At 71.2% G+C, this 11,579-nt stretch carries 10 protein-coding genes and 1 pseudogene; 5 read left to right on the top strand and 6 right to left on the bottom strand.

The annotated features are described in order from the left end of the window. Positions 1-66 precede the first annotated feature (66 nt). The 3 genes and pseudogenes from IO33_RS0131370 to IO33_RS51820 all read left to right on the top strand — a co-directional run bounded on the left by IO33_RS0131370 (position 67) and on the right by IO33_RS51820 (position 1,251). Entirely contained in the window at positions 67-510 is a 444-nt protein-coding gene (locus IO33_RS0131370; protein WP_031171219.1) for an RrF2 family transcriptional regulator, read from the top strand. A 125-nt stretch (positions 511-635) separates the two neighbouring features. Beyond that, positions 636-923, top strand: a pseudogene (locus IO33_RS54210) (FAD-dependent monooxygenase); the annotation flags it as partial. A gap of 43 nt (positions 924-966) precedes the next feature. Beyond that, on the top strand, positions 967-1,251 hold the full coding sequence (locus tag IO33_RS51820; protein WP_051927082.1) for a hypothetical protein: 285 nt from the start codon (positions 967-969) through the stop codon (positions 1,249-1,251). On the opposite strand, the gene IO33_RS0131380 is transcribed toward IO33_RS51820, so the two are convergent. Continuing rightward, on the bottom strand, positions 1,209-2,396 hold the full coding sequence (locus tag IO33_RS0131380; protein ID WP_031171221.1) for a globin domain-containing protein: 1,188 nt from the start codon (positions 2,394-2,396) through the stop codon (positions 1,209-1,211). The two genes, IO33_RS51820 and IO33_RS0131380, sit on opposite strands and share 43 nt — an antisense overlap. Before the next feature lie 306 nt (positions 2,397-2,702). Here IO33_RS0131380 and glnA point away from each other — a divergent pair, with 306 nt between their 5' ends. Continuing rightward, positions 2,703-4,064, top strand: coding sequence for a type I glutamate--ammonia ligase (glnA, locus tag IO33_RS0131385; RefSeq protein ID WP_031171222.1), 1,362 nt, complete (start codon positions 2,703-2,705; stop codon positions 4,062-4,064). Positions 4,065-4,291: 227 nt separating this feature from the next. After that, positions 4,292-5,389: a PP2C family protein-serine/threonine phosphatase gene (locus IO33_RS0131390; RefSeq protein WP_245235929.1), complete on the top strand. Its 1,098-nt coding sequence runs from the start codon at positions 4,292-4,294 to the stop codon at positions 5,387-5,389. A gap of 117 nt (positions 5,390-5,506) precedes the next feature. On the opposite strand, the gene IO33_RS0131395 is transcribed toward IO33_RS0131390, so the two are convergent. The 5 genes from IO33_RS0131395 to IO33_RS0131415 form a co-directional block, all read right to left on the bottom strand. After that, on the bottom strand, positions 5,507-7,522 hold the full coding sequence (locus tag IO33_RS0131395; protein ID WP_051927083.1) for a SpoIIE family protein phosphatase: 2,016 nt from the start codon (positions 7,520-7,522) through the stop codon (positions 5,507-5,509). 244 nt (positions 7,523-7,766) lie between these two features. After that, positions 7,767-8,036 (bottom strand): hypothetical protein, encoded by a 270-nt coding sequence (locus IO33_RS0131400; RefSeq protein ID WP_031171225.1) that lies wholly within the window; start codon positions 8,034-8,036, stop codon positions 7,767-7,769. A gap of 138 nt (positions 8,037-8,174) precedes the next feature. After that, the gene (locus tag IO33_RS0131405) at positions 8,175-9,194 is read right to left on the bottom strand and encodes a TolB family protein (RefSeq protein ID WP_031171227.1); all 1,020 of its coding nucleotides are present in this window, start codon (positions 9,192-9,194) and stop codon (positions 8,175-8,177) included. After that, on the bottom strand, positions 9,191-10,450 hold the full coding sequence (locus tag IO33_RS0131410) for an MFS transporter (RefSeq protein ID WP_209438946.1): 1,260 nt from the start codon (positions 10,448-10,450) through the stop codon (positions 9,191-9,193). Before IO33_RS0131410 ends, IO33_RS0131405 begins: the two co-directional genes overlap by 4 nt. Before the next feature lies 1 nt (position 10,451). Continuing rightward, positions 10,452-11,339 (bottom strand): alkaline phosphatase family protein, encoded by an 888-nt coding sequence (locus tag IO33_RS0131415; protein WP_031171232.1) that lies wholly within the window; start codon positions 11,337-11,339, stop codon positions 10,452-10,454. Positions 11,340-11,579 lie beyond the last annotated feature (240 nt).

Raw genomic sequence — 11,579 nt, forward strand, 5'->3', positions numbered from 1 at the left:
GGGCGGGACGCCGGTGGGACGGCGGGATAATTTGAACCACGGATGCGCATTACCTACGCTCGTGGTATGCGGCTCCTGCGCTCCACCGACCTGGCCCTGCGCGTCCTGATGCGACTGGCCGTCGCCGCCGACGCCACGCCCACCACCCGCCAGGTCGCGGCGGACATGAATGTGCCCTACACGCACACCGCGAAGGTCGTCGCCGAACTCCAGCACCTGGGCCTCGTCGACGCGCGGCGCGGCCGGGGCGGCGGTCTGAGCCTCACCGCGAAGAGCCGTACGGCCTCAGTGGGCGCGGTGGTGCGCACCTTCGAGGGCGACGGCGACGTGGTCGACTGCGAGGGCCCGACCCCCTGCCCCCTGAACTCCGGCTGCCGCCTGCGCGGCGCCCTGCGCCGGGCCCAGGAGGCCTTCTTCGCCGCTCTGGACCCCGTCACGGTCGCCGACATCGTCTCCGACCCCACGGCTTCCCTGCTGCTGGGCATCTCCCGGGGGCCGGGGCCCGGCTGACGCGGCGGTCGCCGGGCGGCTTCCGGGCCCGGGACGGACGAGGCCACCGGCCGGAAACGCCGTTGATCGTCGGGCGGGCCTGGTGAAGGCTGGAGGCCGACTTCAGGACCACGACGGGGTACGTCATGAAGGCCCTCATCTCAGGCGCGAGCGTGGCCGGTCCCGCGCTCGCCTTCCTCCTGCACCGCGCCGGGCACGAGGTGACCGTGGTCGAGCGCGCCCCGGCCCTGCGGGACAGCGGCTACGCCGTCGACTTCCGGGGCGCGGTCTTCGAGGTGCTGGCGGACCTGGGGATCCTGGAGGAGGTGTGCGGGCACGCCACCGGGATGACCGGCACCGACCTGCTGGACGCCGACGGCAACCGCACGGGCGAGCTGCCCGCCGAGGTCTTCGCCGGTGAACTGGAAGTAGCCAAGCGGGAGTTGACCCGCATCCTGCGCGCGCACGGCCGCCGCGGTGCGCTACGTCTTCGACGACTCGATCAACGCGGTCGAGCAGGACGCCGACGGGGTCCGGGTCGGCTTCGAACGCGCCGCCCCGGACACCTACGACCTGGTCGTCGGCGCCGACGGCATCTACTCGGTGGTGCGCCGCCTGGTCTTCGGCCCGCACGGCGAGGCCGTCCGGCACCTCGGCATGTCGGGCGTGGGCTTCAGCGCCCCGAACCGGCTGTCCCTGGACCGCCGGGCCCTGGGGGCTCAGCCCTGGGCCAGCCACAGGTCCGGGCCGAACACCTCGTAGTGGATGTCGGCCGGGGCCACGCCTCGCTCGACCAGCTGGGCGCGGACCGCGCGCATGAACGGCAGCGGCCCGCACAGGTACGCGCGCGTGCCGGCCGGCACGGTGATGCCGGCGAGGTCGACCAGGCCGGTGCGGGTGCCCTGCTCCGCGTCCCGCTCGTAGAAGAAGTGCACGGACGCGTCCGCGAGCTTGCCGGCGTACGTCTCGTGGTCGGCGCGCAGGGCGTGGTCGGTGGGGGAGCGGTCGCCGTGGACGACGGTGACCGCTCCCTGGTGGCCGGCGGCGGCGAGGTCGGCCAGCATCGCGATCATCGGGGTCACGCCGATGCCCGCGGAGGCGAGCAGCAGGGGGGTGCCGGCGTCGGCGTCCAGGACGAGGTCGCCGTACGGCTCGGACAGCTCCAGGACGTCGCCCACCCGCACGTGCGCGTGCAGATGGTTCGACACCTCGCCGTCGGGGGCGGCGGCGCCGCCGGTCACGCGCTTGACGCTGAACTGGCGCACGCTCTCGCTCGGCCCCCCGGACAGGCTGTACTGCCGTATCTGACGCGCGCCGTCGGCCAGCACCACCTGGACGGAGACGTACTGGCCGGCGCGGACGTCGCGCACCGGGCCGCCGTCGGCCGGGCGCAGCCGGAAGGTGACGACGTCCGCCGTCTCCTCGACGCGTTCCACGACCTCCCACGGCCGCCGGTCCCGGGTGCCGCTCTCCTCGTACAGCCGCTTCTCGATCGCGACGAGCGCGTTGGCCATCAGCCAGTAGACCTCGGTCCAGGCGGCGGCCACCTCGGGTGTGACGGTCTCGCCGAGCACCTCGGCGATGGCGCCGAAGAGGTGCTCGTGCACGACCTGGTACTGCTCGGGTGCCACGCCGAGCGAGGCGTGCTTGTGGGCGATGCGGCCGAGCATCGCGTCGGGCCGGGTGTCCGGGTGCTCCAGCAGGTGCGTGGCGAAGGCGGTGATCGATCCGGCGAGGGCCTGCTTCTGGGCGCCGGAGGCCTGGTTCCCGCGGTTGAACAGGTCCCGCAGCAGTACGGGGTGGGAGGCGAACAGGCGGGCGTAGAAGCGCTCGGTGATCTCGCCGATGGCCGCGCCGACGGCGGGAAGGGTGGCGCGGACGGTGGCTGCGGACTGCTCGGACAGCATCGGGACTCCTCACGACTCGGCTGATCAGGACGCTATGAAAACTTGCATCTGAGATGCAAATTAAAGGGGCGTGGCGTCCCTCACGTCGGGGATCGGTCCGGCCCTGACGGATGCCGGTCCGAGCAGGCAAGATGGGCCACACAGCAGTACACCTGCCGTACGCGAGGCGTTCAGACCCGGGACGCTCGGGCGATCAAGGTCCGCAACGCGCATGAAATGCTGTTGTGGTGGGATGCTCAGGTGCCCGACCGCCTCCCACGGGATGGGGGACAGGCGGCCTGACCAGCAAGGATGGGGTAGCGGAAGATGGACAAGCAGCAGGAGTTCGTGCTCCGGACACTGGAGGAGCGTGACATCCGGTTCGTACGGCTGTGGTTCACGGACGTGCTGGGCTTCCTCAAGTCCGTCGCCGTGGCCCCCGCCGAACTGGAGCAGGCCTTCGACGAGGGCATCGGCTTCGACGGCTCCGCCATCGAGGGCTTCGCCCGGGTCTACGAGTCCGACATGATCGCCAAGCCGGACCCCTCCACCTTCCAGGTCCTGCCGTGGCGCGCGGAGACCCCCGGCACCGCCCGCATGTTCTGCGACATCCTCATGCCGGACGGCTCCCCGTCCTTCGCCGACCCGCGGTACGTCCTCAAGCGTGCCCTGGCACGCACCTCCGACCTGGGCTTCACCTTCTACACCCACCCGGAGATCGAGTTCTTCCTGCTGAAGGACCGCCCGCTCGACGGCTCCCGCCCCACCCCGGCAGACAACTCGGGCTACTTCGACCACACCCCGACCAACGTCGGCATGGACTTCCGCCGCCAGGCGATCACCATGCTGGAGTCCATGGGCATCTCGGTGGAGTTCTCCCACCACGAGGGCGCCCCCGGCCAGCAGGAGATCGACCTGCGCTACGCCGACGCCCTCTCCACGGCCGACAACATCATGACGTTCCGCCTGGTCATGAAGCAGGTCGCGCTGGAACAGGGCGTCCAGGCGACCTTCATGCCGAAGCCTTTCTCCGAGCACCCCGGCAGTGGCATGCACACGCACCTCTCACTCTTCGAGGGTGACCGCAATGCGTTCTACGAGTCGGGCGCCGAGTACCAGCTCTCCAAGGTCGGCCGCTCCTTCATCGCGGGCCTGCTGAAGCACGCGGCGGAGATCTCGGCGGTCACCAACCAGTGGGTGAACTCCTACAAGCGCATCTGGGGCGGCTCCGAGCGTACGGCCGGCGCCGGCGGCGAGGCTCCCTCGTACATCTGCTGGGGCCACAACAACCGCAGCGCCCTGGTCCGCGTCCCGATGTACAAGCCCGGCAAGACCGGCTCCGCGAGGGTGGAGGTGCGTTCCCTCGACTCGGGCGCGAACCCCTACCTGGCCTACGCCCTCCTGCTGGCCGCCGGCCTGAAGGGCATCGAGGAGGGCTACGAACTGCCGCCGGGCGCCGAGGACGACGTCTGGGCGCTGTCCAACGCCGAGCGCCGCGCGATGGGCATCGAGCCCCTGCCGCAGAACCTCGGCGAGGCCCTGACCCTCATGGAGAGCAGCGACCTGGTCGCCGACACCCTCGGCGAGCACGTCTTCGACTTCTTCCTGCGCAACAAGCGCCAGGAGTGGGAGGAGTACCGCAGCGAGGTCACGGCCTTCGAGCTGCGGAAGAACCTGCCGGTGCTGTAGGGGCTGGTCCGAGCAGCTCCCCTCCGAATCGATTCCGTGGGGCCGGCGGTCGCGGACCGTCGGCCCCACGGCGTCTCGCAGGCTCCGGGCCGGTCTCCGGTCCGCACCCGGCGGCCGTCCGGGTGGAGCCTGGGCCTTCAGCGAGGCAGGCTTGGTGCATGAAGGCGCCCTTGCACCCGCCCTCGTGGCCAGGAGCAGGCGGTCATAACCGGATCCTCTTCACGCTGATGCAGTGTGTGCCCTTCCTGATCGCGCTGGCTGTGCTGGTCATCGAGCTCACCCCTGCGCACTTCATCTACACCGGCCCCTTCCTCACCGCGGTCCCGGCGCTGGCGGCGGTGACGTTGGGGCCCAAGGGCACCACCGCGGCGGCGGCCCTCGCGCTGGCGATCAGCGTGATCACCGCCACGTACAACGGGGCATGGGGCAGTCTGCAGGTCTACAGCAACTTCCTGGCTCTGGCCTCGGTCTCCGTGGCTGGTTTCCTCACCAGCCGTGCGATGCAGGAGCGGAGGCGAAGAGAGCTCGACCAGGTCCGCAGCATCGCCGTGGCGGCCCAGGACGTCGTGTTGCGGCCCGTGCCCGCGCGCCTGGGCCCCCTGCGGGCCGCCAGCCTGTGCCTTGCGGCCGGGACGGGGGCACGGGTGGGCGGTGATCTGTACGAGGCCGTGCAGACGCGGTACGGCGTCCGGATGATCGTCGGTGACGTCCGGGGCAAGGGACTGGTCGCCGTGCGAGCCGTCGCGGTGGCGCTGGGCGCGTTCCGGGAGGCCGTGCACTACGAGGAGGACCTGGTGGAGGTCATGAACCGCTGCGCGGCTGCGTTGCGACGGGAAGTGGCGGTGCCGGGTGCGTATGGTCCTGAGGTTCTGACGGAAGGGTTCACCACGGCGCTCATCGCACAGGTGCCGGACCAGCCCGTGGTCCAGCTGGTCAACCGTGGGCATCCCCCACCGCTGCTGCTGCACCAGGGCAGGGCCGTACCGCTGGCGCCGAGCGTGCCGTCGCCGCCTCTCGGCCTCGAAGACCTCGTCACGGACCTCCCCGAGAAGCCTGAGACCTATGCGTTCACGCCCGGCGACCGTCTGCTGCTGTACACCGACGGTGTGATCGAGGCCCGTAACCGCGTCGGCGAATTCTTCGCTCTGCCGGAGGCCATGGAGGCGATGGGCGTCGGCCCCGGCCCACCGGTGTTCCTGGAGCGGCTGCACCAGGCGTTGACCCGCCACACGGACGGCGACTTGGCGGACGACGTGGCGGTGATCCTCGCCGACCGGCTCAGAGATCTACCGGGGTCACCTCTTGGCGGGGCAGAGGTGGGGTGACCGGGTACCGCAGCGAGGTCACGGCGTTCGAGCTGCGGAAGAACCTGCCGGCGCTGTACGGGCGGGTCTTCCGCCGGATCGATCCCTTGGGGCCCACGGTCAGGGAACCGTGGGCGGTCACCGGGGGATCGAGGTGCCGACGCGGGCGATGAGGAGGGCGATGTCGTCCTGCGCGGGGGTGGGGGCGAGGCTCTCGATGAGGGTGTCGGCCAGCTCGTCGAGGGACGGATGGGTGCCGGTGAGGAGGCGGGTGAGCTCCTCCAGGCGCTCATCGAGGTCGTACTCCCGGCCTTCGACGAGCCCGTCGGTGTAGAGGACGAGCACGGTCCCGGGAGCGACGGGGATCTCGACGGTCGTGTACGAGATGCCACCGATACCGAGCGGTGCGCCGGAGGGCAGGTCGACGAGGCGGGCCGTGCCGTCGGGGGTGATCAGGGCAGGCGGGGGATGTCCGGCCCGGGCGAGCCGGCAGCGGTTGGCCGCGGCGTCACAGACGCCGTACAGGCAGGTGGCGAGGATCGAGCCGTCGAGGTCCTGCATCGTCTGGTCAAGGTGGTGCAGCAGCTGGTCGGGGGGCAGGTCCAGGCGGGCGAGGGCGCGGAGCGTGCTGCGCATCTGCCCCATGACGGCGGCGGCCGGGATGCCGTGCCCCATGACGTCGCCGATGGCCAGGGCGGCCCTGCCATGGGTCATGGCGGCCACGTCGTACCAGTCGCCGCCCACCTCGTTGGCGTCGGAGGCGGGCAGGTAGCGGTGGGCGATCTCGATGCCGCCGGGAGGGCTGAAGCTGCGGGGCAGCATGCTGCGCTGCAGCGTCAGGGCCGTGTCGTGCTCGCGGGCGTAGCTGAGGGCGTTGTCGATCGCCACGGCGGCCTTGGCCGCGATCTCCTCGGTGTCGGACAGCTCGTCCTGCGCGAACGGGCTGGGGTTCTGCGCTCGCCAGAGGCCGATCGCACCCAGAAGTGTGCGCCGTGAGTACAGCGGGGCGGTGATCAGCGAGTGCATGCCGTAGTCCAGCAGCCGGCGGGCCCGGTCGCCGTGATGGGCCTGCCACACGGAGGAGGTGCGAAGGTCCGCCACGAGGATCGCGCTGGTGGCCGTGAGAGCGATCTGTGAGTCCACGGGGTCGAGCGGGGGGTCATCGCGGACCCCGCCCAGTGCGACGCGGCATGCCCGTGCGCCGTGGTCGGCGAGCGGCTCGTGGACGAGCAGGACGGGCAAGGCCAGATCGACGGTGACGAAGTCGGCGAAGCGTGGGACCAGCACGCGCACCAGTTCCTGTGCGGTCTGCTTCGCGTCGAGAGTCGTGCCGATGACGATGCTGGCTTCGTACAGCAGCCCGAGGCGCTCGTGAGCGTGTCGGGCCTGCTCACGGCTCTCCTCAAGTGAGGAGGCCATGGTGTTGAACACCGTCCCGAGCTGCCCGATCTCGCCCCTGCCGGTTTCGGGCATCCGTACGGCGAGGTCGCCGCCGGCGAGCCGGGACGCCACGCCGGCCGCCTTGCGGACCGGCCAGACCACGGCCCGGATCACGTACCCGGCGAAGGTCGCGATGAGGAGCATGGAGCCGGCAAGGCCGATCGACGCCGCCACGACCGCTTCCCGGGCGTCAGCGTTGGCGGCGCTCTCACGCGCCGCGATCAGGGTTTCCTGGGTCGACTCGTACCGGCCGAACTGCTTCCTGAGCGCGTCGACGCGCCGCTTCCCTTCCAGCGTCGCCTCCACGCCGCGTGCCCGGGGATCCCCTCGCCTCGCAGCCGCGACCAGCGGAACCGAGTAGTCGTGGACGAGCGACTCGCCGGCCTGCCCGATGTGCTGGGCCAGCGTCCTCTGGCCGGGGGTGACGCTGAGGCGCACGAGTCGCCGTGCCTGGCCGGAGAACTTGGTCCGGGCGGTCTGCCACGGCTCGAGGAACTGCTTCTCCCTGGTGATGACGAAGCCGCGCTGGCCCGTCTCCAGGTCGACGACGAGTCCCTCGACCGTCCTCGCCTGGGCGAGCGCCGCCTGTGCGTGGCGGTCGGCAGCCGTCGACTCGCCGAGCCCGATGATCGACCAGAGCAGCATCGTGAAGGCGAGCCCGATCAGCAGGCCGAGCAGCCCACCAGCGACGGCGGTAAGGGGCACCAGCCCCACGCGCGCGCGTCTCTTTCGTGGACCTGGCATGCGCATCCCCTGCCCTGCGCACGAACCGGTGGCCGGGACGTCACCAGGGCGGTCTCGCGGTGAGCTCCGTCCCCTTGAGTCTAGGTGGGGCGTGCCGCAGGTGCCCGATCGTCCCCCAAAACGGTTGCGGGCGGTGGTACCGGGGCGTTTCGCGCGCCCTCGGTCCCACCGCCCAGCCACTTCCCACCACGTCCAGGGGTGCTGAACCGGCCTGTTACCAGGCCTTGTTGTCGCAGCCCATGGTCGAGCCGATGTGCGTCGCCTGCGCGCCCGGGTCCCCTTCGCCGTTGAGGGCGTTGCCGAGTACGCCGTTGAGGATCCCGACCTCGCCGAGGACGTCGAGGTTCAGGTCGTGCGACCGGCAGTTGGAGCTCTGCAGGACGCTGTTGCCCCCTTCGCCGCCGGCGTGCGCGGTACCGGCGGTCAGGAGCCCGACGCTGCCGAGGGCCGCGACCAGGACGGCAGCCTTGTGAAGCTTGTGCATGTCATCTCCGTAGCGTGAGTGTGTGGATGCGATCTGTCACGGACCTTCCACTTACAGCAACGGAGACTAGGGTTAATATCCGCCAAAATGGACATCGACACGCCGATTTCATGATCTGTCAGACTGCGGCCTGGGTCCCTACGGCGTATAAGCAGGGGACACCGCGGCCGCACTGATCCGCCGCGCTCGCCCCGACCCGTCCGCCGGCACCTGGTACAGGTCGGCGCCGTAGTCGCCCGGCAGGGCGTAGACGACGGTCCGGGCGTCACGCCACAGCGCCTGGTCGTCCACGCTCCTCCGCTCGGCCAGCGGTGTCTCGCGCATCGTCCGCAGGTCGAGCACGTACAGCCGCCAAGGTGCGTCCTTCGGCAGGCCGTTGACCCGTTTCTTGTAGGCGATCCGGGTGCCGTCGGGCGAGAGGGACGGGCACTCGACGTCGGCGTGCAAGGCCGTCACCGTACGGGTCCGCAGATCGCCACGGACCAGGTACGTGTGCCCCTTCGTCGCCAAGGTCGCATAGAACGTGCGGTCGTCCGCCGCGAACGTCACCCCCCAGAAGTTGACGTCCGCCCCCCGGTACGGATGCCCGTCCTTGACGATCCGGAAGGCCTCCAGGGACGGGATCAGCACGCCGCTCCTGGTGTCCGCGATCGCCGTGCGCGTGGAGAAGTCCGTGCCGGCGTAACTGTCCCCGCCCACGAACGCCGTCCAGGCGGCGAGGTGCCCCGTCGGCGACATCCGGGCGCGCGACGGAATGCCCGGCACGTCATACCGGTGCTCGGTCCGCAACCGGTCGTCCAGGATCAGCGCCCGGTAGGTGTCCGAGACCGGACCGTGCACCGCCTGCAGGCACACGCCGGTACCCGAAGAGGCGTGGAAACGCAGGCACTTGACGCCGGAGGCGGTACGCGGGCCGGACGGATCACCGGCCGCGACGCTGACGATCTCGTCCCGGTGCGGGCCCCATGCCATGTTCCGGAACACCATCCGCCCGTGCCCGGTCAGCGTGACCCTCCCCGGCGCGACCCGCGGACCGCCCGCCTGGGTGTGGTCGCGGCGGTCGGCGCGGGCCGAGGCGTGCAGCACGGACGCCAGCCCGACCGCCCCGAGCACGGCGACGGCCGCGACGAGGATCAGGAGGCGGCTGCGTACGGTCATGCGGTCACCGTCGCCTTCGGACGCAGGGTCAGGGAGAAGACGGCACAGGCGGCCAGCGCCACCGCCGCCCCCGCCAGCGCCGCCCGGTCGCCCCACACCGTCCAGGCGGCGCCGAACAGCAGCGAACAGGCGAACCGGGCCAGCGCCTGCCCGGTCTGTACGAGGGCCAGCCCGGACGAGCGCAGCGCCTGCGGCACACCGTCCGAGGCCGCCGCCATCAACACCCCGTCGGTGGCCGCGTAGAAGGCACCGTGCAACGCGAGGACGGCGTACGGCAGAGCCGATCCGTGCCACCCCGTGAGCAGCAGGGCGTACCCGAGCAGCAGGGCACCGTGCCCGGCGACGAAGACCGCCCACCGGCCCACCCGGTCCGCGAGCCGCCCGAGCGGCACCGCCAGCAGCAGGAAGGCGGCGGCCGTACCGAGCGGCAGCAGCGCGAACCACCGGTCCGGTACGCCGAGCCGCCGCTGGAGCAGCAGATACACGAACGAGTCGCTCACCGTGGCGAGACCCAGCAGCAGCGCGCACACGGCGACCCGCCGCAGCCCACGCCGCCGCAGCAGTCCCACCGCGCCCCGCACCGTGGGCCGTTCGGCCGCGACCGCACCACCGCGCCCGCCCGGCACGAAGAGCACCAGCACCAGCACGCCCAGCACGGCCACACAGGAACTCACCGTGAACACGGCGTCATAGCCGTCCACCGTGGCCCGCAGGATCACAAACGCCACCAGCGGCCCCAGCAGGGCCCCGGCCGTGTCCATCGCCCGGTGCACACCGAAGGCCCGCCCCCGCGACTCGGCCGTACCGGACAGCGAGATCAGGGCGTCCCTGGGCGCGGTCCGCAGCCCCTTGCCGGTGCGGTCGGCGGCCAGCACCAGCCCGATCGGCGTGAGCGAGTGTGCCACCAGCAGCAACGGCTTGCACACGGCGGAGAGGCCGTACCCGAACCCGGCGACCCACTTGTGCCGCCCGCCGCCCCGGTCCGCGAGATGCCCGCCCACCAGCCGTACGACCGCCGAGAACCCGTTGTAGACACCGTCCAGCAGCCCGAAGCCCAACGGCGACAGACCCAGCCCGCTGACCAGGTACAAGGGCAGCACGGCCGTGACCATCTCGGACGACACGTCGGTCACCAGACTGACCGTTCCGAGCGCGAGCACGGTCGGGGCGATCGCGGCACGGCGCCGCCCGGCCAGGGGCCGGACGGCGCCGTCCGCGGACGCCGGCGTACTCGCGCGGCTGTCCGCTACGTACACCTCAGGACGCCCAGATGCCGGTGATGTCCTGGGCGGCGGCCGCGTTGCCCGCATGCGAGGTCAGCCCCTGGCTGTCCTCCAGGGTGCGCAGCAGGTCGTAGTGGTCGTACGTCGTGGAGCTGGACGACCCCGCCGCGACGGGCTGCCCGTACAGCACCGTGGGGATCCGGTTCCCGCTCAGCCGGTTGTCCTCGTCGAAGGTGATCACGAGCAGGCTGTTGTGGCTCTTGGCCCAGGTCGCGTAGGCACCCAGGTTGTTCTTCAGCCAGGTGTCACCGGTGGACACCGAGCAGTCGTGCATGTCGCTGCACAGGTTCGGGGTCACGAACGACAGCTGGGGCAGCGTCGAGTAGTCCGCCGGGAACTGGGCGAACGTCTTCGCGCTCGACGCCGGCACATTGCTGAACCCGAACCACGGGTTGTGCTTGCGCGCGTACTTCCCGCTGCTGCACGTGGTCGATCCCTGGCTCGGCAGGGTCTCGTTGTAGCTGGCCCAGCTGCGTCCGGCGGCGATCGTCTCGGACGCGAGGTTGGGTGCCGACGAGAAGCCGGGCGTGTAGCAGCTGTCGTCCGTGATGCCCTGCGTCGAACCTGAGAACAGGGCGAAGTAGTTGGGCTGGCTCGGGTGGGTCTCGGCGTACGCCTGCGTCAGGCTGGCACCCCCCGACCTCAGCGAGTTGAGGTACGGGGCGCTGGAGGAGCCGATGACCTGGCTGTAGGCGTGGTTCTCGAAGACCACGACGACCACGTGGTCCGGGCTCGGCACGGCGCCCGCGGCGTGCGCGGACCCTTCGCCGATACCGGTCCACAGCCCGAACGCGGCCGCGGCGAGGGCCGCTGCGGACGCCACGACGGTACGGGCACGGCGGTACACGGAACTGCCGGACACATCAACCTCCGGGTGGGGGCGGGACGGGGCTGGCGGTGCGGACAGAGCATGCACACGCCAATGTGCCCGCGCCCCACGCCGGCCAACCTCAAGGATGAAGACCGGATGAACGCGGAGTGCGCGCCCGCAGCCGCGTACGGCGGGAAGGGGACGCGGCGGGTGGTGTCCGCCCGCAGCGTCCGGCGAAAACGCGTCGACCCCCTGAGGAAGCAGCCCGCCGGACCGAGGACGGACACCACC

The sequence above is a fragment of the Streptomyces durhamensis genome (assembly GCF_000725475.1).
GTDB classification, from domain to species: Bacteria; Actinomycetota; Actinomycetes; order Streptomycetales; family Streptomycetaceae; genus Streptomyces; species Streptomyces filipinensis.

Bases quoted from the DNA above. Each gene is read 5' to 3' on its own strand.
- IO33_RS0131370 (WP_031171219.1), top strand. From the start codon at position 67: ATGCGGCTCCTGCGCTCCACCGACCTGGCCCTGCGCGTCCTGATGCGA.
- glnA (WP_031171222.1), top strand. From the start codon at position 2,703: ATGGACAAGCAGCAGGAGTTCGTGCTCCGGACACTGGAGGAGCGTGAC.
- IO33_RS0131405 (WP_031171227.1), bottom strand. From the start codon at position 9,194: ATGACCGTACGCAGCCGCCTCCTGATCCTCGTCGCGGCCGTCGCCGTG.
- IO33_RS0131400 (WP_031171225.1), bottom strand. From the start codon at position 8,036: ATGCACAAGCTTCACAAGGCTGCCGTCCTGGTCGCGGCCCTCGGCAGC.
- IO33_RS0131380 (WP_031171221.1), bottom strand. From the start codon at position 2,396: ATGCTGTCCGAGCAGTCCGCAGCCACCGTCCGCGCCACCCTTCCCGCC.
- IO33_RS0131390 (WP_245235929.1), top strand. From the start codon at position 4,292: ATGCAGTGTGTGCCCTTCCTGATCGCGCTGGCTGTGCTGGTCATCGAG.